General features: G+C 74.4%; 17 protein-coding genes. 8 read left to right on the top strand and 9 right to left on the bottom strand.

Features of this window, described 5'->3' with window-relative positions; translation table 11 throughout:
• Positions 1-9: 9 nt before the first annotated feature.
• Genes BCF33_RS13455 through puhA form a run of 3 tightly spaced genes read right to left on the bottom strand, consistent with a single transcriptional unit; the run spans position 10 to position 1,915 of the window.
• Positions 10-498 carry a hypothetical protein gene (locus BCF33_RS13455; RefSeq protein ID WP_106161762.1) on the bottom strand — a complete coding sequence of 163 codons (489 nt, stop codon included), beginning with the start codon at positions 496-498 and terminating at the stop codon, positions 10-12.
• The gene (locus tag BCF33_RS13450; protein ID WP_106161760.1) at positions 495-1,133 is read right to left on the bottom strand and encodes a PH domain-containing protein; all 639 of its coding nucleotides are present in this window, start codon (positions 1,131-1,133) and stop codon (positions 495-497) included. Before BCF33_RS13450 ends, BCF33_RS13455 begins: the two co-directional genes overlap by 4 nt.
• The gene (gene puhA / locus BCF33_RS13445; protein ID WP_106161758.1) at positions 1,130-1,915 is read right to left on the bottom strand and encodes a photosynthetic reaction center subunit H; all 786 of its coding nucleotides are present in this window, start codon (positions 1,913-1,915) and stop codon (positions 1,130-1,132) included. Before puhA ends, BCF33_RS13450 begins: the two co-directional genes overlap by 4 nt.
• Positions 1,916-2,115: 200 nt before the next feature.
• On the opposite strand from puhA, the gene BCF33_RS13440 reads away from it, so the two are divergent.
• The 3 genes from BCF33_RS13440 to BCF33_RS13430 all read left to right on the top strand — a co-directional run bounded on the left by BCF33_RS13440 (position 2,116) and on the right by BCF33_RS13430 (position 5,144).
• Complete coding sequence (locus tag BCF33_RS13440; protein ID WP_106161865.1) at positions 2,116-3,774, top strand: acyl-CoA dehydrogenase family protein; 1,659 nt, start codon at positions 2,116-2,118, stop codon at positions 3,772-3,774.
• Between the two features lie 192 nt (positions 3,775-3,966).
• Entirely contained in the window at positions 3,967-4,368 is a 402-nt protein-coding gene (locus tag BCF33_RS13435; RefSeq protein ID WP_106161756.1) for a DUF2382 domain-containing protein, read from the top strand.
• A gap of 53 nt (positions 4,369-4,421) precedes the next feature.
• Positions 4,422-5,144 carry a DUF2382 domain-containing protein gene (locus BCF33_RS13430; protein ID WP_106161754.1) on the top strand — a complete coding sequence of 241 codons (723 nt, stop codon included), beginning with the start codon at positions 4,422-4,424 and terminating at the stop codon, positions 5,142-5,144.
• 57 nt (positions 5,145-5,201) lie between these two features.
• On the opposite strand, the gene BCF33_RS13425 is transcribed toward BCF33_RS13430, so the two are convergent.
• From BCF33_RS13425 to BCF33_RS13400, 6 genes are all read right to left on the bottom strand, one after another.
• Positions 5,202-6,575, bottom strand: a complete 1,374-nt coding sequence (locus BCF33_RS13425; RefSeq protein WP_106161752.1) for a sigma-54-dependent transcriptional regulator — start codon at positions 6,573-6,575, stop codon at positions 5,202-5,204.
• Entirely contained in the window at positions 6,572-8,506 is a 1,935-nt protein-coding gene (locus BCF33_RS13420; protein ID WP_106161750.1) for a sensor histidine kinase, read from the bottom strand. The genes BCF33_RS13425 and BCF33_RS13420 overlap by 4 nt, the downstream gene beginning before the upstream one ends.
• A 55-nt stretch (positions 8,507-8,561) precedes the next feature.
• Positions 8,562-11,015: a TRAP transporter permease gene (locus BCF33_RS13415; RefSeq protein WP_106161748.1), complete on the bottom strand. Its 2,454-nt coding sequence runs from the start codon at positions 11,013-11,015 to the stop codon at positions 8,562-8,564.
• A gap of 155 nt (positions 11,016-11,170) precedes the next feature.
• Entirely contained in the window at positions 11,171-12,154 is a 984-nt protein-coding gene (locus tag BCF33_RS13410; protein WP_106161746.1) for a TAXI family TRAP transporter solute-binding subunit, read from the bottom strand.
• Between the two features lie 183 nt (positions 12,155-12,337).
• Positions 12,338-15,469 carry an efflux RND transporter permease subunit gene (locus BCF33_RS13405; protein WP_106161744.1) on the bottom strand — a complete coding sequence of 1,044 codons (3,132 nt, stop codon included), beginning with the start codon at positions 15,467-15,469 and terminating at the stop codon, positions 12,338-12,340.
• On the bottom strand, positions 15,466-16,596 hold the full coding sequence (locus tag BCF33_RS13400) for an efflux RND transporter periplasmic adaptor subunit (protein WP_245883853.1): 1,131 nt from the start codon (positions 16,594-16,596) through the stop codon (positions 15,466-15,468). The genes BCF33_RS13405 and BCF33_RS13400 overlap by 4 nt, the downstream gene beginning before the upstream one ends.
• Positions 16,597-16,859: 263 nt before the next feature.
• Between BCF33_RS13400 and BCF33_RS13395 the strand changes: the two genes are divergently transcribed.
• The 5 genes from BCF33_RS13395 to BCF33_RS13375 all read left to right on the top strand — a co-directional run bounded on the left by BCF33_RS13395 (position 16,860) and on the right by BCF33_RS13375 (position 24,283).
• Positions 16,860-18,194, top strand: coding sequence for a hypothetical protein (locus BCF33_RS13395; protein ID WP_106161742.1), 1,335 nt, complete (start codon positions 16,860-16,862; stop codon positions 18,192-18,194).
• 60 nt (positions 18,195-18,254) lie between these two features.
• On the top strand, positions 18,255-19,115 hold the full coding sequence (locus tag BCF33_RS14140) for a hypothetical protein (protein ID WP_106161740.1): 861 nt from the start codon (positions 18,255-18,257) through the stop codon (positions 19,113-19,115).
• Positions 19,112-19,552 (top strand): phage holin family protein, encoded by a 441-nt coding sequence (locus BCF33_RS14135; protein WP_106161738.1) that lies wholly within the window; start codon positions 19,112-19,114, stop codon positions 19,550-19,552. The genes BCF33_RS14140 and BCF33_RS14135 overlap by 4 nt, the downstream gene beginning before the upstream one ends.
• Complete coding sequence (locus tag BCF33_RS13380) at positions 19,549-20,550, top strand: hypothetical protein (RefSeq protein ID WP_106161736.1); 1,002 nt, start codon at positions 19,549-19,551, stop codon at positions 20,548-20,550. Before BCF33_RS14135 ends, BCF33_RS13380 begins: the two co-directional genes overlap by 4 nt.
• Positions 20,551-20,818: 268 nt before the next feature.
• Entirely contained in the window at positions 20,819-24,283 is a 3,465-nt protein-coding gene (locus BCF33_RS13375) for an endonuclease/exonuclease/phosphatase family protein (protein ID WP_106161734.1), read from the top strand.
• Positions 24,284-24,320 lie beyond the last annotated feature (37 nt).

The following is a 24,320-nucleotide window of genomic DNA, read 5'->3' as shown; positions in this document are numbered from 1 at the left end:
CCCCCCCGATCAGCCTTCGGGGGGCAGGAACCGCTCGAGCGCGCGGCGGTTGTCGGCGCCGAAAGCGTCCAGCGCGACGAGCCGCGCCTCCGGTCCGCCGTCCGCGCCCGCCGCGAAGAGGCCGCCGCCCGCATGGCGCAGCAGCAGCACGCGGCCCTCGCCCCCGGACGGGACGTGGTTCAGCCAGCCGGCCGCCCCGCGCAGCGCGGTGATCGCGAAGAGGTCGCCGTCGATGCGCAGCAGCTCGGGCGCGCCGGCGGGGGGCGTCACGCGAAGCGTGCCGGCCGGGCCCTCGGCGATGCGCAGCACGGCAGAGGCGGTCCAAGCCCCCGGCGCGGCGGACGTCGCGCCCGGCGGCATCCCTCCGTCCGGGGGGCCCTCCGCCCCCCAAGACAGCAACGCCAGCGCCGCGAGGGTCGCCGCGCCCCCGCCGCCGAGGAGCAGAAGGAAGACGCGCCCCTGCGCCGGGGCGCCGGCGGATTTCTGAGCGCCGCTCACGCGCCCTGCCCTGCCGCCACCGCCTCGACCTCGGCCGGCCGGACGCCGGGCCGCGCCAGCTCGGCGAAGAGGGGTAGCGCCGCGTCGACCCCCGCCACCGCGCGCAGCACAGGCGTCGGGTGCAGCAGGTGCAGAAGTCGCGCGTGCGGCATCAGGGCGCCATAGGTCAGCGAGGCGTCGGGATCGACGGCGATCTGCAGGTCGCCCCCGTCCGCCCCGATCCGGCGCAGCGCGACGTCGCGCACCGCCGCGAGCGGGATGTTGACCGTGCGCGCGTAGACGTAGCCCGCCTGGATCACGATCCGCCGCTCCGTCAGGACGTAGAGCGTGTGGCGCGCCGTCAGGCGCGCGGCGAGGCGCATCGCCACCAGCACCGGCACCACGAAGGGCGCGAAGAGCAGCGCGCCCGCCAGCGCGACCGGGACCGGCAGCCCAGCCTCCAGCGCGGTGAGGACGGGCCAGAGGGCCAGGAGCGTGGCCACGATCAGCACGGCCCGGCGCCGGAAGAGCCCCCGCTCCAGCAGCCCGGCATCGGGCCGCGCGGCCCAGAGGACGTGCTCGCCGGGCGGCAGGGGGCCCGGAAGCGCGGCGAGGGCGTCCTCCGGCGCGAGGGGCGAGGGGGAGGGCGCGCTCACAGCCGCAGATCCCCGCCGCGGGGGTTCTTGCCGTAGAAGGCCGCGCCCGCGAAGAACGCGTTGACCCGGTCCTCCTCGCGCATGGTGATGCGGTCCGGCGAGGCGAGGGTCGGCGCGTCGCGGAAGCGGTCGGCCGGAAGGTGCGGCACGAGGATCTCGCCCCGCCGCGGCTTGGTGATCGTGAAGAACAGCGGCACCAGCCGCCGGCCCCCCTCCTCCAACTCGACGTCGAGATAGCGCAGGAAGAACTCGGCCCGGTTGAACCACAGGTCCTTCACCTCGCCCGCCACCGCGAAGTCGGCGCCGCGCACGAGCCACCCGCGCGGGTCCGGGTCGCCCTCGGCCACGAAGTACTCCGCGTTCGAGGAAAGCGGGATGATCTTCGGCCGGCCCTTCCTGTCGAGGTCGGGCTTCTCCTCGCGGTTCTGCCAGGAGGCGGGGCCGACCCCTTCCTTCAGGCCGTCGAGCACGGGCCTGAAGGGCCGCCCGCGCGCTGCCCGCGGGGGCCGCGCGCCGGACTCGCGCAGCGGCTCGCGGCGGGGCGTCGAGACGGGTGGGTTCCCGTGCGGCCGGTGGAAGACCTTGCGGCCGGGCATCCCGATCCAGTTCGGCAAGAGCCGCACGGAGGAGAACGCGCCGGCCGTGTCGGCGGGATACCCCTCGCGCTTGTCCTCGCGGCGCAGCCAGATGACGAGGACCACGAAGAGGAAGAAGAAGATCACGACCATCGCCAGGACGGGATCGAAGCCAAAGGCGAGGTCGTCGTAAGGCGGGCGGAACATCGCGGACCCCCTTGGAAGTGTCGTGCGGGTTTACTCTAGGGTTGTCAGGAAAGATTGACAGACCAAAAAGGCCGGTCCCCGGCCCGAGCGCGATCTTCCGCGCCCGCGCCGACGCAGCGGCCAGGGGCGCGGGCCGTTCCAAGCCCGGCGGCGCAGCCCTATGCTCCTTTCCCGTGGACGGCGAAGGAGGAATGCGGAAGATGGACGGCACGGCAAGGACGGCCTCGACGCACGAGGTCCTGAACCAGCCGGCGGGGCTGCCGGATCTCGACCTCGTGGCGGCCGACGCGGCCCTCGCGGCCGGGTTGGCCTGTCCCCCGCTCGCCGATCATGCCGGGCGGGTGCGCCGTTTCGGGTGCGAGGCGGGGGCGGCCGAGGCACGCGACCTCTCTCGGCAGGCGAACGAGAACCCGCCGAAGCTGCGGGCCTTCGACCGCTACGGCCACCGGATCGACGCGGTCGAGTTCCATCCCGCCTACCACCGGCTGATGCGCATGGGGCTGGAGGGGGGCGTCGCCTCCGCCGCGTGGACGGCGGGGACGGGCGGGCACGCGCTGCACGCCTCGCTGCTCTATCTCATGACGCAGGCCGATGCGGGCGTCTGCTGCCCCATGTCGATGAGCTACGCCTCCGTCGCCGCCCTCCGGGCGGAGCCCGCCCTCGCCGCCGAGTGGGAGCCGCGCATCGCGAGCGGCCGCTACGACCCGGCGAACGCACCCGCGGCGGGCAAGGCCGGGGCGACGATCGGCATGGCGATGACGGAGAAGCAGGGCGGCTCGGACGTGCGGGCCAACACGACCCGCGCCCATCCCGTCGGGGACGACGAGTACGAGCTGGTCGGCCACAAGTGGTTCTGCTCGGCGCCGATGTCCGACGCCTTCCTGACGCTGGCCTACGCGCCCGGCGGGCTGACCTGCCTCCTCGTGCCGCGCTGGCGCCCGGACGGCACGAAGAACGCGGTGCACCTGATGCGGCTGAAGGACAAGCTGGGCGACCGCTCGAACGCCTCCTCCGAGATCGAGTACCAAGGCGCCTGGGCGCGCCGCGTCGGCGAGGAGGGGCGCGGCGTCCGCACGATCATCGACATGGTCCAGGGCACGCGCCTCGACTGCATCGCGGGCTCCGCCGGCGGGATGCGCGCCGCCCTGACCGAGGCGCTGTGGCACGCGCGGCACCGCTCGGCCTTCCAGAAGCGGCTGATCGACCAGCCGGCGATGCGCGGGGTGCTCGCGGACCTCTGCCTCGAGGCCGAGGCGGCGACGGCCCTGATGCTGCGCGTCGCGCGGGCGTTCGATGCGGCGCCCGCCGACGGGGCCGAGGCCGCGTTCGCGCGGATCGCCACGCCGATCGCCAAGTACCACGTCTGCAAGCGCCAGCCCGGCTTCGTCTACGAGGCGCTCGAGGCGCATGGCGGCGCGGGCTACGTCGAGGAGGGGCCGATGCCGCGCCTGTTCCGGCAGAGCCCGCTGAACGCGATCTGGGAAGGCTCGGGCAACGTCATCGCGCTCGACGTGCTGCGCGCGCTCTCCCGCGGGCCCGAAGCGCTGGAGGTGCTGCGCGGCGCGCTCGCGGCGGCGCGGGGCCGGGACGGACGCTTCGACGACCGCCTAGCCGGGTGGGAAGGGTGGGCCCGGCCGGGCGCGGTCCACGAGGCGAGCGCGCGCGCCTTCGTGGAGGAGACGGCGCTGCTGCTGCAGGCCGCGGTCCTCGCGGACGGGGCCGACGCGGTCTTCGAGGCCTTCTGCGGGGCGCGGCTGGACCCGGCCGGGCACGGGCTGGGCTACGGCACCGCCCGCATCGAAGCGGCCGCCGCCGAGCGCCTCCTCGACCGCGCCGCCCCCCGGCCGGCGGCAGGCTGAAGCCCGGACGGAGGCCCGGGCGCCGGACCAAGGCCGCCCGTCCCGCCGCCCCTTTTCCGGGACCGGCAGCGACGCTCCTGCCCCGGGGGATGCGCGCGGGCGCCGGGGCACCGCTGGAACGATTGTCCGTGCCGCCCGTTGCCTTGCCACGAAAGGGTCCCGCCCCGGGGCCCGGATGGATGGAGGGCGCAGATGGCCGAGCGAAGGGACGAAGAGACCGACCGGGACCTCGTCCTGCCCCTCGCCGAGGAGCGCGCCTCAGTCGGCAAGGTGACGCGAGAGCGCGTCGCCGCCCGCATCGCGCTGCGGACGGAGGCCCACGAGGTCGCCGTGGAGGACACCCTCCGGCAGGAGCGGCTCGGCATCGAGCGCGTGCCCGTCGACCGCATCGTCGATACCCCCCCCCAGAGCCGGGAGGAGGGCGGCGTGACCGTGATCCCCGTGGTCGAGGAGGTCCTCGTGCGCCAGTACCGCGTGATTGAGGAGCTGCGCGTCACCCGTGCCGCCGAGGAGGTCCCCTACCGCGAGACGGTGACGCTGCGACGCCAGACTGCCACCGTCGAGGACGTGGATCCGTCCGGCGGGGATGCCTGAAGCGCCCTGCCCCATCCACCTGCACATACCGAACGCAAACGAAGGAGATAGTCATGTCCAACACGATCACCGCCATCTACCGCACCGCGAACGTCGCCGAGATGGTCCGCCAGCGCTTGACCGAGATCGGCATCTCGAACAGCTACATCAACGTCATGGGCGGCACCGACCGCTATGACGACATCGATACGCTGAACCTGCCGCACGACGAGGCCGCGACCTACAAGCAGGCGCTGCGGGACGGTCACTACGTCGTCGCCGCCGAGATCGAGGACCGCGACATCGACGCCGCCGCCGAGGCGATGCGCCATCCCGAGGACGGCGTGGACCTCGACGCCTACGAGGCCGACTACCGCGCCACGGACGACTACGCCGCCGCGACCGCCGCCGCCCCGGCCGCAACCGCCGGCGACGAGACGACGATCCCGATCGCCGAGGAGCGGATCGCCGTCGGCAAGCGCGTCGCCGAGAAAGGCACCGCCCACGTCCGCACCTACGTCCAGGAAGTCCCTGTCGAGGAGCGCGTGCGCCTGCGCGAGGAGCGTCTCTCCGTCGAGCGTCGCCCCGTGGACGAGGTGGTCACCGGCGCCGAGGCCGACGCCCTGTTCCAGGACAAGACCATCGACGTGACCACGCAGTCCGAGGAGGCCGTGGTCGAGAAGGAGGCCGTCGTCACCGAGGAGGTCGTCGTCGGCAAGGAGGTCACCGAGCGCGAGGAGGTTGTCCGCGACACCGTCCGCAAGACCGAGGTCGACGTCGACAAGGACCGCGGCTGACCGCCCTCCCGCCGCCCGCCCTTCCCCCACGGGGACGGCGGGCGGCGGGGCCACCCTTCAGAGCCGCCCCCCCGCAGGGGCGGGCGCGTCCTCCTCCTCCTCCGATCCGGCCTCCGTGCGCTCCAGCCCATGGCGCTGCATCTTCTCGTAGAGCGTCCGCCGCGAGATCCCCAATGCCTCGTAGGTAGGCCGCAAGCGGCCGCCGTTGGCGGCGATGGCGGCTGCGATCAGGGCGCGCTCGTGGGCGGCCATCCCTTCCGCGAGGCCGGCCGCCACCGGCGGGCCGGCGCCCCGCAGCTCCGCCCCGAGGCCCAGCACATAGCGTTCGGCCGCGCCCCGCAACTCGCGCACGTTGCCCGGCCAGTCTCGCATCGCCAGCGCCGACAGGAGGTGCGCGGGCACCTCCAGCAGGGGTCGCTCGTGGCGCGCGGCGGCGTCCGCGCAGAGCTCGGCGAAGAGCGCGGGGATGTCCTCGCGCCGCTCGCGGAGGGACGGCACGCGAATTTCCGCCGGGCCGAGAAGGTGGTAGAGGTCCGCGCGGAAGGTGCCCGCCTCGCTCCGGGCGCGCAGGTCGTCCTGGGCAATGGCGATCACGCGCATGTCCACGGGCCGGGGATCGTTCGACCCCAGCCGCGTCACCGCCCGGTGCTCCAGCACGTGGAGCAGCTTCGGCTGCAGGGGCAGGGGCAGGCTGTCGATCTCGTCGAGGCAGAGGATCCCGCGCGAGGCGTGCTCGACCTTGCCGTGACGCGCCCGCAGCGCGCCGGGAAAGGCCCCGACCTCGTGACCGAAGAGTTCGCTCTCGACCAGGCCGTCGGGCAGCGCGGCGCAGTTCACGTGGACGAAGGTCCCCCCCGAGCGCGCCCCGAGCGCATGGAGGCGCCGGGCGACCCGTTCCTTCCCGGTCCCAGTCGCGCCCCAGATCAGGACGTCGAGGTCGGCCCCCGCCAGCGCGTCCACCCGGGCCGAGAGGGTCGCCATCGCGTCGCTGCGCGTCACCAGCCGGGTCCCCTCCGGGGCGGCGCGCGGCAGGGCCCGGCGCAGGGCGCGGTTCTCGAGGGTCAGCCTGCGCTTCTCGAGGGCGCGGCGCGCGCGCTCGACCAGATCCTCCGTCTCGAAGGGCTTCTGGACGAAGTCGTAGGCGCCCGCCTTCATCGAGGCGACCGCGAGGTCGACGTCGCCATGGCCCGTGACGAGGATCACGGGGAAGTCGGGGTCGACCTCCAGCGCGCGGCGCATCAGCTCGGTGCCGTCCATGCCGGGCATGCGGATGTCGGTCAGCAGCACCGCGTCGGCGTCGTGGCCGATCCGCGCGAGCGCCAGCGAGGGATCCGCCAGGCACTGGTGCGGCAGGTCGGCGAGGTCAAGCGCCTGGGCGACGGCGAGGCGGATGTGCTCCTCGTCGTCGACGAAGAGGACGGTCCCCGTCATGCCGGCACCGCCAGGGGCGCCGCCGCCTCGCCCTCGCCCGCCGGGCGCAGGCGGATGCGGAACTCGGCGCCGCCGCCGGGGTGGGTGCGCGCGTCGAGCGTGCCGCCGAAATCCTCGACGATGTTGTAGGAGATGGACAGCCCCAGCCCCAGCCCGCGCTTGTCCGAGCGGCGCGAGAAGAACGGCTCGAAGAGCTGGTCGGCCGTCTCGGGGTCGAGGCCCGGCCCGTGGTCGCGGACCGTGACCTCGACCGCGGGGCCCCCGGGGCCGTCCGCCTCGGTTATCCCGATCTCGATGCGGGGATCGTCCGCCTCCCCCATGGCGGCCACGGCGTTGCTGAGGATGTTGACCAGAACCTGCTGCAGCCGCACCTCGCCGCCCTTCGCGTGCAGCGGCGCCGCGGGCGCGTCCACCGCGACCCGCACGCCGCGGGCGCGAAGCTCCGGCTCCATCAGCTCGAGCGCCTGCTCGACCGCGCGCCGGAGGTCGACCGCGACGAGCGCGTCGTCCGGGCGGCGGGCGAAGTTGCGAAGATGGGTCGAGATGCGCGCGACCCGGTCCGTCATCCGCGCGATGCGGCGGACGTTCTCGCGCGCCTCGTCCTCGCGTCCGCGGTCGAGGAAGGCGCCCGCGTTCGAGGCGTAGGACTTTATCGCCGCGAGCGGCTGGTTGATCTCGTGCGAGAGGGCCGCCGACATCTTGCCGAGCGCGGCGAGCTTGCCGGCCTGGACCAGATGCTCCTGGGTGCGCTTCAGGCGGGCCTCGGCGTCGCGCCGCTCGGCGATCTCGCGTTGCAGCCGGCCGTTCGCGGCGCCCAGCTCGGCCGTGCGTTCGCGGACGCGCCGCTCCAGCCGGTCGCGCTCGGCCCGGGCGGAACGCTCGATCTCGCGCCGGCGGGCGATCCGCTGGGCCAGCGCCACGAGCAGCAGCACGAGCGCCAGCGCCCCCGCCGCCCAGCCGAGGAGGACCCGCCGCGCCTGCGCCTCGATCGGGCCGAGCGGCTCGAGCACGATGGCGTGCCAGCCGGGCAGCGCGACCGGCGCGGAGGAGACGAGGAAGATGCCCCCCGCATCCGCCGTCCCCGTTCCCCCGCCCGGCTGCCCGGCGCCCATCTCGATCCGCACCATCCCGTCCGAGAGCGGGCTGAGCTTGGCGTCCAGGGGCCGCAGCCGGCCGGGGAAGAACTGCCGCGCGGCCGCGATCTCGGCCCGCCGCGCCTCCGAGAGGGGGGCGAGCGTCCTGAACGTCCATTCGGGGCGGGACGACATGAAGATGATGCCCCCCTCGTCGGCCAGCGCGATCTCGCCGCGCAGGTCCTGCCATCCGGCCTCGATCTCCCGCAGGTCGATGCGGACCGAGACCACGCCGATCACGTCGATCCCGTCCAGCACCGGCGCCGAGAAGTGGAAGCTGCCCGCCTCGCCCTCGGGGCCGGCGGCGTGGAAGAAGGCGGCCCGGCCTCGCGCGGCCGAATGGACGTGCGGCCGGTGCAGCACGTCGCGGCCGATCGGTGTCGCCCCCTCGCGGTAGGAGGCCGCGGCGACCACCGTGCCGTCCAGGCCAACGAGGACGACGTCCGACGCGCCGACCGCCCGCGCCGTGAGGCGCAGCTGCTCGTTGACGAAGGCGACCTGGGTGGCGCTTCCGGGGCTGGCCAGCGCGCCGCGCAGGTGCGGGCGGGCGGCGATCAGCTCGGGGATGGGGTCGAACCGGCGGACGAGCTGGTCGATCGCCTGCGCCGCGAGGGCGAGGGTGACCTCGCCCCGCTCGCGCGCGGCCTGCCTCAGCCCCTCCTCGATCCGCGGCAGGGCGAGCAGGGCGGCCCCCGCGGCCGCGGCGAGGACCAGCGCGGCCGCGGCGAGCGACCCCGCCCGGCGCCGAAGGGGCCGGCCGGGCGGGGGGGAGGCGCCGGAGGGGGTCACGGCGTCCATCGTTCGGCAGAACCCGCCGGCGGGCAAGGCCCCGCCTGCCCCTCGGCCGGACCCCTCAGACCGCGGGCTCCTCCTCCCGCCGCGGGCGGCCGGCCCGCGCCAGGAAGAAGAGGGCGGCCGCGCCGCCGACGCCGATCAGGTCGGTCACGACCCCCCCTTCAATCATGAAGAGGGCCACGACCACCAGCGCCGCGCGGATCACCGGGTTGGCCCTGTCGCCGGACCACCACCCCTGCACGCCCGATGACAGCAGGAACACCCCGAACACCGCCGTGGCGCCCGCGCGCAGCACCTCCAGCCAGGTCCCGTCCATCAGGATCGCCGAGTTGTAGAAGAACATGAACGGCACGATGAAGGCCGAGATGCCGATCTTGAACGAGGCGACCGAGGTGCTCATCGGGTTCGAGCCCGAGATCCCCGCCGCCGCGTAGCTCGCCAGCGCGACGGGCGGCGTGATGGCCGAGACGACGGCGAAGTAGAACACGAAGAAGTGCGCCGTCAGCATCGGGATGCCCATCTGCACGAGGCCCGGCGCGACGACGCTCGCCGCGACCGCGTAGGCGGCCGTGGTCGGCATACCCATCCCCAGGAGGATCGCGATGCACATCGCGAAGAAGAGCGCGAGCAGCTGGTTGGCGTCCGCGATCCCCAGCAGCACCGAGGAGAAGCGCGCGCCCACCCCCGTCAGCGAGATCACGCCCACGATGATGCCCGCGCAGGCGCAGACGGCGATGATCTGGATCGACATGTACCCCGCCGACTCGAAGGCGCGGGCGACCTTGGCCGGGCCCATGCCCGGGCCGCGGTAGCGGAAGGCCCAGAACGCGGCCGCGGCGACGGCCGCCCCGACGAGGACGGTCGCCCCCGCCCCGCCCGTCGCCATCTCGGCGAGGCCGGGCAGGAACACCGCCGCCCCCAGCACCGCGAGGAGCGCCAGCGTGACCGCGTAGCCCACCCGCGTCGGCTGCACCCACGAGACGACGGCCGCCGCCACGGTCGCCAGCGTGCCGGCCCGGATGACCGAGTAGCCCATGAAGAGGGCCGCGATCAGGATCACGATCGGCAGGAACAGGAAGACCCGGCGCGCCATGTCGCGGAACCTGGGCAGCTCGTCCTCGCGCATGCCGCGCATGCCCAGCTTGGCCGCCTCGAAATCGACCATGAAGTAGATCGACACGAAGTAGAGGATCGCCGGGATGATCGCGGCCACCGCGATGTCCGTGTAGGGGATGCCCGTGATCTCGGCCATGATGAAGGCGCCGGCGCCCATGATGGGCGGCATGATCTGCCCGCCCGTCGAGGCCGCGGCCTCCACCGCGCCCGAGGTCGTGGGCCGGTAGCCCACCTTCTTCATCAAGGGGATCGTGAGCGAGCCCGTGGCGACCACGTTGCCGGCGCTCGTGCCGTTGATCATGCCCATAAGGCCGGAGGCGAAGATCGCGACCTTGGCCGGCCCGCCCCGCGCGCGCCCCGCGGCGGCGAAGGCGAAGTTGACGAAGTAGTCGCCCACCTTCGACGCCTGCAGGAAGGCCGCGAAGATGATGAAGAGGATGATGTAGGTGGACGACACCGCCGTGGTCGGCCCGAGGATCCCCGCGTCGGTGTAGACCTGGGAGAAGAACCGCTCCCACGCGATGTCGGGCGCGTTCAGGAAGCCCGGAAGCATGTCGCCGACGAACACGTAGAGCAGGAACACCCCCGCGATCACGATGAGGGCGAGGCCCGCGACCCGGCGCGTCAGCTCCATGATGAGGGCGGTGCCCGCCAGCGCGGCCAGCGAGATGCCGATGGGCGCGAAGGGCGTGCCCGTCGAGTTGCGCATCAAGGTGCCGTAGATGGTCACGAGGTAGATCGCGACGCCCAGGGCGCAGACGCCGAGGACGAGGTCGGCGGGCGGGATCGCGTCGCGCGCGCGCGGGCGGGCCCAGCCGATCGCGATGCCGAGGGCGGTCGCCGCGACGAGGGGCACGCCGTAGTGCCAGATCTCCGCGGTCCGGATGCCCTCGTCGATGCCGTTCCACATCGCGCCGCCCGCGATGTCCCCGGCGAAGCCGATCGCGGTCCAGCAGGCGTAGAGCGCCGGCAGGAGCGCCGCCCAGGCCAGGAGGTCCAGCGGATGCCGCGAGGCGCGCGCCCGCTCGGGCCCCTCCTCGGGCTGGCCGAAGGTCCGCGCGGCGTAGAGCACGAAGCCCAGCACGAGCGCGCCCGCCACGTGGACGATGCGGAAGTTCCAGGTCTCCATGGGGAAGGTGGGCAGGAGGGGAAGGTCCACGCCCGTCCAGGCCCGGATCGACCAGCCGTTCAGCGCCGCCATGTGGAAGAGGGCGTAGAGCGCGGCCATCGCCGCCACCACCCAGAAGGCCCAGCCCGCGAAGAGGCGCCGGTTGCTCTCGACGGGCTCCTCGTCGACCCCTTCGGCGACCACCGGCCCCCCCAGCGGCGTCTCGGGCACCGTGTCCCCGTCGTTCGGGGCGATCGCGGCCGCCCCCTCGCGTGCGTTCCCGGTCATGGCCGTTCCCCCTTGCTCGGATGTCGATCCGCGCGGCGCGCTGCCCCCTCTCCCGGGGGGGCGTGCGCGGGGGGCGGCCCCGTGGGCGGCCCCTCCTCCCTCGCGCGGGGTCCGGCGCCCGGGGCCCCGGGGGGCCGCGGGCGCCGGTGCGTCGTTCAGCCGCCGTGGATCTGGTCGGCGGGGATGTCCGCGCCGGCGTTCTCCTCGAACCACCGGGCCGCGCCGGGATGCCAGGGCAGCACGCCCGCGTTCTTGTCCCAGTTCTCCGGCAGGGTGGAGCGGGCGGCGCGGTGGATGTTCACCATCCGGTCGTTGTCCGACATCACCACGTCCACCACCGCGTTCACGAACGAGGCCGGCAGATCGCAGTTGGCGATGGCGAAGTTCCACATCGAGACCGAGCGCGCGTCGCCGTCCAGCGTGGTGTAGGTGTCGGCCGGGATCTCGAACTGCGAGACGGGGAACGCCTCGAGGATCTGCTGCTGCTCGTCCTCCGTGAACTCGATGATGTTCACGTCGGTCTGCACCTCCAGCTGCGAGACCGCCGGCACGGGCACGCCCGCGGCGAAGGCGATCACGTCCAGCAGCCCGTCCTGGAGCTGGCCCCCGAGGTCGGACCAGCCGCCGTTGCGCCGCTCGTAGTCGACGCCCAGCTCGTCCATCATGCGCGGGAAGTAGGTGTCCGAGGTCGAGCCCGCGGGGCCGAAGCCGATGCGCGCGCCCTCGGGGATGTCCCCGATGCTCTCGATCCCCGAGGAGGACAGCGCCGTCACGGAGAACGGCGTCTGGTACATCGGGAAGATCGCGCAGGCGTTGTCCATGGTCATGCCGGGCGCGATCGGGTTGGTCCCGGCGATGGACTCGGCCGCCGGGCCCATGGTGGTCATGCCGAACTGCGCGTCGCCGGTGTGCACGAGGGCCATGTTCTGCATCGGCCCGCCCGTGACCTCGCCGCCGCCCGTCAGCCCCAGCTCGTCCGCCACGAGGTTCGCCCAGCCCGAGCCGTAGGCGAAATAGGTCCCGCCCTGCGACGCCGTGCCGACCGTGAAGCTCTCGGGCCAGCCTTCGCGGTCGTCCTGGGCGTGCGCCAGGGTGCCGGTCGCGGCCAGCGCGGCCGCCGCCAGATGGATGGTCTTCATGTCGTCCTCCCTTTTTCGTGCCGGGATGCCTGCCGCCCCGCCCCCCGGCCGGGGAACACCGAATCGCCACCGGACCATGAAGAACCCGCCTTTTTTTCCGGCAATGTGCGACTTCTCGCGCATCGGCCGAAGAACCCGTGTGAGAATCCGCCCAAGCTTAGGGGGAAGCGGGCGCGGCCGCCGCTAGGCGGACGGGGCGGGCCGCGCCCTGCGGCGCCGGCGGACGCGCAGCTGGGGGCGCCGCAGCATCAGCATGGCGGGCGTCACCACGAGCGTCAGGACCGTCGCCACCACGAGGCCGCCGGCGATCGCGGTTGACAGCTCGGTCCACCACTGCGTCGAGGGGGCGCCGAGGGCCACGGTGCGGGCGGCGAAGTTCAGGTTCGCCCCCAGCACCATCGGCATCAGCCCCAGCGCCGTCGTGACCGAGGTCAGCAGCACGGGCCGCAGGCGCTGCGCGCCCGTGCGGATCGCGGCCTCGCGCGGATCCATGCCCGTGCGGCGCAGGTCGTTGAACGTGTCGATGAGGACGATGTTGTTGTTCACCACGATCCCCGCCAGCGCGATCACCCCGATGCCGCCCATCACGATCCCGAAGGGCCGCCCGGTCACCAGAAGCCCCAGAAGGACCCCCGCGACCGAGAAGACGATCGCGCTCATCACCACGAGGGCCTGATAGAAGCTGTTGAACTGCAGGAGCAGGATCAGCAGCATCCCGAAGATCGCCGCCACGAAAGCCGCGACGAGGAACTGCGCCGCCTCCGCCTGGTCCTCGGCCTCGCCGCCGAAGGCGTAGGCGGTGCCGTCCGGCAGGTCGGCGGCCTCCAGCGCGGCCTGCAGCGCCGTGACCTGGTCGTTGACGAGAAGGCCGGGCGCGACGTTGGCCTCGATGGTGACGACCCGCTCCTCGTCGACGCGGCGAATGGTGCCGACCCGCTCGGTCGGGGCGAAGGTCACGAAGTTCGAGATCGGCACGAGGCCCGCGGGCGTCGGCACGCGCAGGTTGCCCAGCTCGGCGAGGGTGCGGTCCTCGCGCGGGAAGCGCACCCGGATGTCGAGCGCGCCCTCCGCGTCGGAGGGCCGGTACTCGGTCACGGCGATCCCCTGGGTCAGCAGCTGCACCGCCTGCCCCAGAAGCGAGACGTCCGCCCCGTAGCGCGCGGCCTCCGCCCGGTCCACGAGGATCGAGACCTCGACCCCCGGCAGGGGCCGCGTGTCGGTGACGTCGGTGAAGCCCCCCACCTCGCCCATGAGGGCGAGGACGTCGTCCACCGCCTCGGACTGCGCGGCCGGATCGGCGGCGCGCACCTGCAGGCTGACGGGCTTGCCCGCCGCCGGGCCCGCGTTCTGCGTCTGCACCTGCACGTCGATCCCGGCGATCCCGGCGGTGTCCTCTCGGATGCGCTCGCCGATCGCCTCGGCCGTGGGCCGGGTGTCCCATTCCGCGAGGTCGAGCTGGATCGTCCCGATCACCTCCTCGTCGCCCTGCCCCGCCGCCAGGGTCGACCGGGCGTAGACGCTGTCGACGGAAGGATAGTCCAGCAGCCGCGCCTCCACCGCCCGCACGAGGGCGTCCCGCTCCCAGATCGAGAAGTTGTCGCGCGCGCGGATCTCGACGGACATGAACTCCGGCTCGACCGAGGGGAAGAAGCTGACGCCGCGGCCGAACTGCGCATAGGCCCCGAACGCCGCCAGAAGGACCGCGACCGCCACCAGCACGGTCGCGCCGGGATGCAGCACCGCCCACCCGAGCACGCGCACGTAGGCGCCCGTCGCGCCGCCGATCCCGCGCGGGTCGCCCGCCTCCGCGGCGTGGAGCGCGCGCTTGGCGCCCGCGCTCTGCGGCTGGCGCCGGCCGATCACGCCGCCCAGCACCGGGATGAAGATCAGCGCCATGAAGAGGGACGCCGTGAGCGTCAGGATGACCGTGACGGGCAGGAACTTCATGAACTGCCCCACCATCCCCGACCAAAAGAGGAGGGGGACGAACACGCTCAGCGTGGTGGCGGTCGAGGCGATGACCGGCCAGGCCATGCGCTTGGCGGCCTCGGCGTAGGCGGCGCGCGGGCTCGCGCCGTCCTGCAGGCGGCGGTCGGCCAGCTCGACGGTGACGATCGCGCCGTCCACGAGCATCCCCACCACGAGGATGAGCGAGAAGAGCACCACGATGTTCATCGTGTACCCCATCGCCCAGAGCGCGGTGACCCCCGCGAGGAACGCCCCCGGTATCGCCAGCCCCACCAGCAGCGCCGAGCGCACGCCGAGCGCGAAGACCACCACGATCATCACGAGGATCACCGCCGCGATGACGTTCGCCTCAAGGTCCGAGAGGAACGTCTCGACCTCCTCGGACTGGTCCTGCAGGAAGTCGACGTCGACCGCCTCGGGCCAGTCGGCGCGCAGCGCCTCGATCGTCGCGCGCGTCTCGGCGACGGTCTCGATGATGTTGGCGCCCGAACGCTTCACCACCTCGAGCGAGAGGGCCGGCTGCCCGTCGATGCGCGCGAAGCCCGTGGGGTCGAGGAAGGCGCGCCGCACGGTGGCGATGTCCGAGAAGGTGACGACCGCGTCCCCGCGCACCTTCACCGGCAGGTCGAGCACGTCGGCCGCGTCCTCGATCAGCCCCGGCACCTTCAGCACGATCCGGCCGCCCCCCGTCTCGATGGCGCCCGCCGCGATGAGGCGGTTGTTGCGCTGGAGCTGGCCGATCAGCTCGTCGAAGGAGAGGTTGTAGGTCTGGAACACGATCGGATCGATCAGGATCTCCAGGAACTCGTCGCGCTGCCCGCCGATGTCGACCTCCAGCACCCCCGCGAGGCCCTCGACCGCGTCCTGCGCGTCCTCGGCGATCGCGTTCAGCGTCCGCTCGGGCACGGGCCCGGAGAGGATCACGGTCAGGATCGGGAAGAGGGCCAGGTTGATCTCCGTCACGGTGAGGTCGTAGGCCCCCTCGGGCAGGTCGCCCTCGATCCGGTCGACCGCCTCGCGCACCTCGTCGAGCGCCTCGTCGATGTCGCCCCCGGCCTGGAACTCCAGCTGCACGGAGGCGAAGCCCTCCGCCGCCTCGGACCGGATCTCCTGCAGGCCCTCGAGGTCGGCGAACCCCCTCTCCATCGGCTCGAGCAGCAGGCGCTCGGCGTCGGCCGGGCTGATCCCCTCGAGGCCGGTCGAGACGTAGACCAGCGGCAGCGGTATCTCCGGGCTCGCCTCCTTGGGTATGGCGACGTAGGCCACCGCCCCCACCGCCAGGAGCAGCGCCAGAACGACGGCGACCACGCGGCTGCGCGAGAAGGCCGCGTCGATGATCGCGTTCATCCCTCCACCTCGGGGCGGGCGACCACCGGCTCGCCGGCGCGAACGAATCCCTGGCCCACGGTGATCAGCTCGACGCGGTCCGGCAGGCCGGTGACCCAGACGCCGTCGATCTCGGCGCGCACGACCTCGACCTCGTGGAAGGCGACGCGGCCGTCCTCGACCGTCTTCACCCCCGTCTCCCCCTCCGTGCCGAGCGAGATGACCGAGGGCTGGACGAAATGGGCCAGCGTCTCGCCCGTGGGGATCTCGACCTCGGCGGAGATGCCGGCGGGGATGGCGCCGTCTTCGTTGGGAACCTCTATCTCGGCCAGGAAGGTGCGCGTCTCCGAGGCGGCGGCCGAGCCGACGAAGGTGACGCGCCCCGCCCGCTCCTCGCCGGTGATGAAGGCGACGGAGGCCGGCTGGCCGTCCTCGATGGCCTCCAGCTCCTGCTGGGGGACCTGGACGGCGACGGTAAGGGGGCGGTTGTCCACGAGGCGCGCGACCTCCGCCCCGGCCGACACGAACTCCCCCTCGTCGAGGGTCATCGTCTCGAGCCGCCCGCCGAAGGGCGCGACGATGTCGGCGCCGTCCAGCGCGGTCTCGGCCGCGACGACCTGCGCCTGCGCCCCCGCGAGCGCGGCGCGCGCCTGCGCGACCCGGTCGCCCGTGGCCACCCCCCGCTCCAGCAGGGACTCGGCGTTCTCCAGCTCGCGGCGGGCGCGGACCTCCTCCTCGCGGGCGCGGGCGAGGTCGGCGTCCAGGCGCTCGGTGGTCAGCCGCGCGATCACCATGCCCTCCTCCACGCTCTCGCCCTTCATGACGTAGACCTCGTCCACGTCGCCGGACGCCTCGGCCCGGATCATCGTGTCGCGGTCGGGCTGCGCCTGCCCCTGGGCGCGGAAGACCAGCGTCACCGGCGCCGCGGCGGAGGGGCGGGTCGCGACCGAGACGGGAAGGACGGCCGGCGCCTCCGGCAGGGCCCCCTCCTCCCGCGCGGGCAGGACGAGGCCGCTCGCCATCCAGGCGACGACGGCGACGACCAGCGCGAGCGCGATCCAGACCGAGCGGCGCGAGCCGCGGTCGTCCTCGAAGCGCATGGGCGCCGGGCCGTCCGGCGCGCCCGCCTGGGATGTGGTCTCGCTCATGGGGTCGTCCTTCGCGGTCCTTGCGTCCCCCGCCGCCCCGCGCGCGCCTGCCGCGGCGGCGCCCGGCGGCCCGCCCCCGCAGGAGAGGTCGGCCGCCGCCGCCGTCAAGGGCGCGCCCCTTCCGATCGGCCCCGCCGGGCCGGGGCGCGCCGGGCGGCCCCGGGGGCCGGAGGGAAGGGAACAATCATCCGCGGCACGGTTTGACTGGTGATGCCGGCGCAACCGGCCCGGCGACCGAAGCGAGACGAAGGACGGGGGATCCCATGGACGAGGCGAAGGACCCAGCAAGCCGCCGCGCGGCGCCGCGCGGCCCGGCGGACCCCTCCGATCCCGACGCCGCGCGCGAGGTCGTCCGCCTTCGCCGCGCCTCGCTCGCCGAGAGCCTCGACGCCATCCTCGGCCGGATCGACGGCACTGCGGACCGCTGGAGCCGGGCCGCCTCGCCCGCCGCGATCCGGCGCCGCGCAAAGGACGGCCTCGCGCGGCGCGTCAGGCGCCATCCCCTCGGGGCCGCGATGCTGGGGGCGGGCCTCGCCATCCCGGCGCTGCGCGTCCTGCGCGCGGTGTCCTGGCCCCTCCTCCTGGCAGGGGGCGGCCTCGCGCTGATGCTCCGGGACGAGGACGGCGGCGAGGCGGACGCCAAGGCCCCGAAGGCCGCCGGGCGGCGCCCCACGCCCCGGCCCGAGCCGGTGGCGCGGCACCTCTCGATCAACAGGAACCCGCCGAAGCCGGCGCGCCGCGCGGAGGCCCCCTCGGGGGTCGTCGTCGAAGCCTTCGAGGTCGAGGAGGTGGAAGTGCTCGCGCCTCCCGCGTCCCGGCCCCCTCGGCCCTCCGCCTCCCGGCCCGGCGCCCGGCGTCGGCCGGGCAGGCGCCGGGCGCCGCGCGGCCCGCTCGACCGCTTGGCGCGCAGCGCCACGGACCATCCGGTCGCGGCGGGGATCGCGGGCGTCGCCCTCGGCCTCGGGCTCCTGGCCGCCTCGCAGGACATGCGAGAGGTCGGCGCCCGCGCGGCCGGAAAGGCGGCGGGCCGGGTCCGCCGGGCTCAGGGGAGCACAGGGAGCACTGGCGGCGCGGACGGTGCCGCGACGCCTTTCGGCACCGATCAGGCCCGCTCAATCCGCCGCAGGCAGGCCGCGGCGCGGCGGCGCGCCATGGTCGACGCCGCGCGGCGCCGGAAGGCCGCGGGGCGCGAGGCCCCCAAGAGGAACGTCAAGGCGCCCCGGCCCGCGACCCGCCCCCTCGCGGCAGGACGCGCGCTCCGGGACGGCGTCACCGCCTCGCCCCACGCGCCCGGTTCCTCCGGGGGCGCCCCGGAGAAGGCCGGGGGGACGGCGGGCACGAAGGAGCGGGGCGGATCGCCCGGCACCCGCGGGAAGAAGGCCCCGGCCGCGTCCCGCTCGGGTGGCGGCGGCTCCACCGCGAAGTCCAAGGCGGCGGGGACCAAGGGTGCCAAGTCCGGCACGGCCAAGGGCTCCGGGGCGGCGAGCAAGGCGCCCGCCAAGGGACGCGCGTCGAAATCCCGCGCCGCACGGTCCGGTGGCGGGTCCGGCGGCGGCTCCGGCGGCGCGGCGAAGGGCAGGGACGGCGGGGACGGCTGACCGGCCCCGCCTCCGGCGGAGAGGCACGCACACACGCAACGCATGGAAGGAAGAGGAACGATGGCAAGCTCGACAGCAGGACGCACCGCCCGCAAGGGCCGGGAGGCCGTCTCCGACGCGACGGAGAAGGCGAAGGAGACGGCGCGCGAGGTCGCGGCCGACGCCCGCGCCCGCCTGGAGGAGGCCGCCGAGGACCGCAAGCGCCAGGCCGCCGAGCGGATGGAGCGCATCGCCGGCGCGGTGCACGACGCCGCCGACGCGCTCGACGGCGAGCTGGGCCTCGCCGCGGACTACGTGCACGCGGGCGCCGGATGGCTCGACGAGATGGCGGCCGAGGTCGAGGCCCACGGCATCGGCGAGCTGACCGATTCCGTGCGCCGCTTCGCGCGGCGCCAACCCCTCGCCGTCGCCGGCGTGGCCGCCCTGGTGGGCTTCGCCGCCCTTCGCTTCGTCACGATGCCCAAGGCGGACGAGGACGGCTACGACTACGACGAGGACGAGGACGAGGACCGCGAAGGGGATCGCGGCGGCCGCGCCGGGCGGCAGGCCCCTTCGGGGATCCCCCGCTCGGCCTTCGAGGAGGACGATTCCGTCTCCGGCGACCCCGGCGGCGTCGCCCCCGAGGCCCCCGGCTTCGCCACGGACGCGGAGGACGACGCGGACGGCGGCGAGGGCAGGAAGGCCGGCGCCACCTCCGGCACGCCCGGCAAAGCCTCGGGCGGCAAGCCCGGCAGCGCCTCGGGCGCCACCTCCGGCACTTCGGGCGACACGTCCGGCACGTCCGCCCCGGCCGGCGGCGCGAAGCCGGGTGGCGGCGCCTCCGGCACCGGCGGGGCAAAGGGTCCCCGGCCCCAGGGCGCGGACGACGAGAAGAACGAGGACGGCGGCAAGGGCAAGCCGTCCGGGACCGGCCCGTCGTGACGGACGTCCGGCAGCCCTCGCCGCGGACGGTCCGCGCCGCTCCTCCCCCCGCGCGGGAGGAGGAGGAGGGCCTCGGCGGGCTCGTGCGGGACGCGTTCGCCGAGGCCCGCGCGCTCGTCCGGGCGGAGGTCGCGCTCCTGCGCGCGGAGCTGCGGGTCGCCGGACGGGCGGCGGGGCGGGGGGCGGCCATGATCGCCGCCGCGCTCCTCCTCTGCCTCGCGGCGGCGGTGATGCTGCTCGTGACCGTGATGGCGATCCTCGCCGCGCTCGGGATGCCCGCGTGGCTCGCCGCGCTGCTGACGACGCTGCTGGCGCTGGCCGGGGCGGGGGCGCTCGCATGGGCGGGGCTGCGGGACGTGAAGGACAACGCCGTGCCGCGCCGCACGGTCGAGGAACTCAAAGAGGACCGCGAGATGGTCCGGGAGCGTATCGGATGACCCAAGAGAACGAGAACGAGAACGAGTACGACGTCGTCGTGGTCGAGGAGGACTACGACTACGACATCCTCGAGGAGGAATCCCTCCTCGAGCACCTCGCCCGCGCGGCGCGCGAGCATCCGGTCCCGGCGGCCGTGATCGGCGCGTCCCTCGCCTGGATGCTGTTCGGCGGCCGCCGCGACGACGGGGAGGATCGCGTCGCCCGCGCAGGTCGCCTCCCCCAGGGGGGGGAGGCCGCGCGCCGGGCCGGCGCCAAGGCGAAGAGCGCCGTCCGGCGCACCGCCGACGCCGCCCGCGGGAAGGCGCGCGAGCTGTCGGACCGCGCCGCGCGCCTCGCCGGCACCGTGGAGGAGGAGGCCGAGGATGCCGCGCAGGACCTCCGCAGCCGGGGCCGCGAGCTCGGCAAGCGCGCCGAGCGAGCCGCCGAGAGTGCGAAGGACCGGGCCGAGGACGCCGCCGAACGGGCGAAGGCGCGGGCCGAGGACGCCGCCGAGCGGGCGCGCAGGCGGGCCGAGGGCATCGCCGAGCGGACGAAGGACCGGCTGGAGGACGCGGGCGACCGGATCGCCATGGCCACCCGGCGCGGCGCGGAGGCGGCCGCCGACTCCCCCGCGACGGCGGCGGTGGTGGGCCTCCTGGCGGGCGCCGCGCTCGCGGCGGTGCTGCCCCGCACCCGCGCCGAGCGCGAGTTCGTGGACGAGCACCGCGAGGACCTCGTCGACGCCGCGCGCGAGCGGGTCGCCACCATGGTGACTGGCGGCATCGACGCCGCGCGCGAGCAGACCGCCCGCAGCGTGGAGGAGGCCGCGAAGACCGCCGCCCGCGAGGCCACGGACAAGGTCCTCCAGGGCGCCGACGCCGTGGGCGACGCCATCAAGGGCGCCGTCGACGCGGCGGCCGGCGAGGGCGGCGCGAAGGACGCGGCTGCCAAGGACCGGGCCGACAAGGGCCCGTCCGGCGGCTCGGGCGACCGCAAGGGCGCCGCAAAGGGGTCCTGACGGATCCGCCCGGGGGGCGGGACCGCCCGCCCCCCCCCGACCCGCCACCCTTGGGGGCGGGACCCCCTGCCCCCCTCGCGCCACGGGCCCCGTCCTCATCCGGCCCCCTCCGGCCCCCTCCGGCCCCGTGCCGGCCCAGGCGCCGCCCCGGACGCTCCGCCCCCCCCGTTCTCCCCGTGACGCCCGCATGGCGGCTTGACGCCGCGGGCGGGCCGCGCCGATGCTCCGGCGTCCGGTGCCGCACCGCCGGCCCCAGCAGGAGAACGCAATGCCCAGACTGACGATCACCGGTGTCATCGACGGCCCCCTTCCGGGCGGCCTTCCCAAGGCCGTCCAGCTCCACGCCCTGGAGGACATCGAGGACCTGTCCGCGTTCGGCCTGGGCTCGGCCAACAACGGCGGCGCCGGCGGCACGGAGGAGTTCACCTTCCCCGCCGGGCCCCTCGCGGCGGGCAGCACGATCTACGTCTCCTCCGAGGCGGAGGGCTTCGAGGCGTTCTTCGGCTTCGCGCCCGACTTCACCGCCGGCGCGGCCAACGTGAACGGCGACGACGCGATCGAGCTCTTCGAGGGCGGCGTCCGCGTGGACGTGTTCGGCGAGGTGGGCACCGACGGCACCGGCCAGCCGTGGGAGTATCGGGACGGCTGGGCCTTCCGCGCCCCCGAAAGCGGCCCCTCGCCTGCGTTCGACCCCGCCGCCTGGACCTTCAGCGGCCCCGACGCCCTCGACGGCGCGGCCACGAACGCCGCCGCCGCCGCGCCCTTCCCGGCGCCCGCGGCCCGCGACGACGACGGCGGCGCCCCCTCCCCCGCCGTCGCCATCAACGAGTTCCGCATCTCCTCGCCCGGCGACGCGGACGACGCGTCGAACTTCGTCGAGCTGAAGACCGACCCCGGCGCGGCGCTGGAGGGGCTGACCCTCCTCGTCCTCTCGGGCGAGTTCGCGCCTGGCCGGATCGACTTCGCCGTCGACCTCTCCGGCGCGGTCGCTGACGAAGGGGGCTTCGTGCTCGTCGCGAACGCGCTGAACCCGGCGCTCGGGGCGGGCGACGTGGGGGTGCCGGACCTCGACCTCTTCGGGGGGCCGCAGACCTTCCTCGTGGTCGAGGGGTTCGCCGGGGCCGCGGGCGACGACCTCGACGCGGACGACGACGGCACCCTCGACGCGGCGCCCTGGGGCGCGGTCCTGGACGGGCTCTCCCTGACGGACGGCGACGCGGTGCCCGACCGAAGCTATGCCGGCGCCGTGCTGCCGCCCGAAGGGTCCTTCCCCGCCGCGGCCGCCGCGCGCGCCCCCGACGGCACGGGCGACTTCGCCGCCCTGCCCTTCGCCGACGCCTCCGGCGACACGCCCGGCGCGACGAACGCGCCCCGGCCGGGGACCGAACGCCTCTCCATCATGGAGATCCAGGGCGCGGGCCACGTATCAAGCCTCGTCAGCGCGGACCCGCAGGATCCGACCACGGGGGGCGGGGACGGCCCGCGCGTGACCACGGGCGGCATCGTCACGGCCGTCGATTCCAACGGCTTCTACCTCCAGGACCCCGAGGGCGACGGGAACGACGCCACCTCGGACGCCATCTTCGTCTTCACCGGCGCCGCGCCCTCCGTGGCGATCGGCGACGCGGTGGACGTCACCGGCACCGTGGGCGAGTTCTACCCCGGCGGACAGGGCAGCGGGAACCTCTCCACCACGCAGCTGACCGGGAACCCGGACGTGTCCGTCCTCTCCAGCGGCAACGCCCTGCCCGGCGCGGTGGTGCTGGGCCAGGGCGGCCGCCCGATCCCGTCCGTGAACATCGAGGACGACGACTTCACCTCGTTCGACCCCGGCCAGGACGCCATCGACTACTGGGAGAGCCTGGAGGGGATGCTCGTCGTCGCGCCGATGCCGGTGGCGGTCTCGGGCACCACCCGCTTCGGCGAGGTGTTCACCGTGGTCGACGGCGGCGCGGACGCGACCGGCCTCTCCGAGCGGGGGACGCTCAACATCTCGCCCGGGGACTTCAACCCCGAGAAGGTGCGCGTCGACTGGGATTTCGGGATCGAGCCCGTCGAGGTCGACACAGGCGCGTCCTTCGCCGACATCACGGGCGTCGTCTCCTACGATTTCGGCAACTACAAGCTCGTCCCGACCGAGCAGGTCGTCGTGATCGCGCCCTCGTCCCTCCAGCCGGAGGTCACCGACCTCGCGGGGTCCGCGAACCAGCTCACGGTGGCCAGCTACAACGTGCTGAACCTCGACCCGGTGGTCGAGGACCAGTCGAGGACGAACGGCGGGCAGGCGCGCAACGTGGACGACGACGTCGGCGAGGGGCGCTTCGACGCCATCGCCGCGCAGGTGGTCGGCAACCTCGGCAGCCCCGACATCCTCGCCCTGCAGGAGGTGCAGGACAACACCGGGGGCGAGATCGGGGACGGCGTCGTCTCGGCGTCCGAGACGTTCGAGACGCTGATCGAGGCCATCGACCTGGCCGATGACGGCGTCCTGAACGACAGCTCGGGCTACGCCTACATCGACAACACGTTCATCGCCGATCAGGCCTCGGGCGGGCAGCCGGGCGGGAACATCCGCACGGGCTTCCTCTACAGGGAGGACCGGGTCGAACTGGTCGAGGGCTCGGTCCGCACCATCGGCAGCCAGGCCGAGGGCGGCGCCTTCGAGGGCGCGCGCCTGCCCCTCGTCGCCGACTTCGCCTTCAACGGCGAGACGGTGACGGTGGTGAACAACCACTTCTCTTCCAAGGGCGGCAGCGCCCCCGTCCTGGGGACCCGGCAGGACTTCGCCGCCCGGCAGGAGGACGTGACCGTCAACGGCTCGCTCGACGAGCGGCAGGCCCAGTCCGAGCTGGTCGCCGGCTTCGTCGAGGACGCGCTCGCGCGGGACGCGGACGCGAACGTCGTGGTCCTCGGCGACCTCAACGAGTTCGAGTTCGTGTCCCCCGTCGCGGGGCTGGAGGAGGCCGGCCTCGTCAACCTGACGAACGCCCTGCCCGAGGACGAGCGCTACACCTTCAACTTCCAGGGCAACAGCCAGAGCCTCGACCACATCCTCGTCTCGGAGGCGCTGGCCGGCGACGCCGCCTTCGACGTGGTGCGCGTCAACTCCGAGTTCGCCGAGACGCCCGGGCGGGCCAGCGACCACGACCCCGTCCTCGCCCGGCTGACGATCGGGGACGCCGCGCCGGACACCGTGCGGGTCGCGGTCGACCTTGCCGGCAAGGGCTTCTTCGGCACGCTCGCCACCCAATCCGTCGAGGGCGAGGTCTCGGATGTCGGGCGCCTGCCCTTCCTGCGCGACGGCCTGCGCTTCGAGGATGCCGGGATCGCCGTGAAGGCCCGCGCCCCCGGCCCCGAAGGGGTGACGGCGTTCGACGGGCGCCTCGGCGTCCTCTCCTTCGGGGACGACCTCCTCGGGGGCGAGGGGGGCCTCGTGAACGACCGCGAGAAGCTCGTCTTCCGGCTGGAGGACGGGCCCTTCGGCGACGCGACCGAGGCCTTCTTCGACTTCGGCGAGGTGAAGGGGGGCGGCGCCGTCCGGGTCGCCTTCCTCGACGACGGCGAGCGGATCGGCTCGCAGGTGTTCGACGCCTCCGGGGGCTCGGTCCTCGCCGACCTCGACGGGGCGTCCTTCGACGCGGTCCGCATCCGCGCCGTGGGCGACACCGCCTTCTCGCTCGACGGGTTCGCCTTCGAGCGGCTGGACGGCGCGGACGACTTCTTCCTCGCCTGACCTCCGCCCCCGCGGCGGCGCCCCCTCCCTCTCCGGG

Source organism: Hasllibacter halocynthiae (genome assembly GCF_003003095.1).
Taxonomy (GTDB): domain Bacteria; phylum Pseudomonadota; class Alphaproteobacteria; order Rhodobacterales; family Rhodobacteraceae; genus Hasllibacter; species Hasllibacter halocynthiae.
This window is presented reverse-complemented; position numbering and strand designations above follow the sequence as displayed.

Excerpts from the sequence above, each read along its gene's own strand:
- puhA (WP_106161758.1), bottom strand. The coding sequence starts at position 1,915 with ATGTTCCGCCCGCCTTACGACGACCTCGCCTTTGGCTTCGATCCCGTC.
- BCF33_RS13440 (WP_106161865.1), top strand. The coding sequence starts at position 2,116 with ATGGACGGCACGGCAAGGACGGCCTCGACGCACGAGGTCCTGAACCAG.
- BCF33_RS13435 (WP_106161756.1), top strand. The coding sequence starts at position 3,967 with ATGGCCGAGCGAAGGGACGAAGAGACCGACCGGGACCTCGTCCTGCCC.
- BCF33_RS13430 (WP_106161754.1), top strand. The coding sequence starts at position 4,422 with ATGTCCAACACGATCACCGCCATCTACCGCACCGCGAACGTCGCCGAG.
- BCF33_RS13425 (WP_106161752.1), bottom strand. The coding sequence starts at position 6,575 with ATGACGGGGACCGTCCTCTTCGTCGACGACGAGGAGCACATCCGCCTC.
- BCF33_RS13420 (WP_106161750.1), bottom strand. The coding sequence starts at position 8,506 with ATGGACGCCGTGACCCCCTCCGGCGCCTCCCCCCCGCCCGGCCGGCCC.
- BCF33_RS13415 (WP_106161748.1), bottom strand. The coding sequence starts at position 11,015 with ATGACCGGGAACGCACGCGAGGGGGCGGCCGCGATCGCCCCGAACGAC.
- BCF33_RS13410 (WP_106161746.1), bottom strand. The coding sequence starts at position 12,154 with ATGAAGACCATCCATCTGGCGGCGGCCGCGCTGGCCGCGACCGGCACC.
- BCF33_RS13405 (WP_106161744.1), bottom strand. The coding sequence starts at position 15,469 with ATGAACGCGATCATCGACGCGGCCTTCTCGCGCAGCCGCGTGGTCGCC.
- BCF33_RS13400 (WP_245883853.1), bottom strand. The coding sequence starts at position 16,596 with ATGAGCGAGACCACATCCCAGGCGGGCGCGCCGGACGGCCCGGCGCCC.
- BCF33_RS13395 (WP_106161742.1), top strand. The coding sequence starts at position 16,860 with ATGGACGAGGCGAAGGACCCAGCAAGCCGCCGCGCGGCGCCGCGCGGC.
- BCF33_RS14140 (WP_106161740.1), top strand. The coding sequence starts at position 18,255 with ATGGCAAGCTCGACAGCAGGACGCACCGCCCGCAAGGGCCGGGAGGCC.
- BCF33_RS13380 (WP_106161736.1), top strand. The coding sequence starts at position 19,549 with ATGACCCAAGAGAACGAGAACGAGAACGAGTACGACGTCGTCGTGGTC.
- BCF33_RS13375 (WP_106161734.1), top strand. The coding sequence starts at position 20,819 with ATGCCCAGACTGACGATCACCGGTGTCATCGACGGCCCCCTTCCGGGC.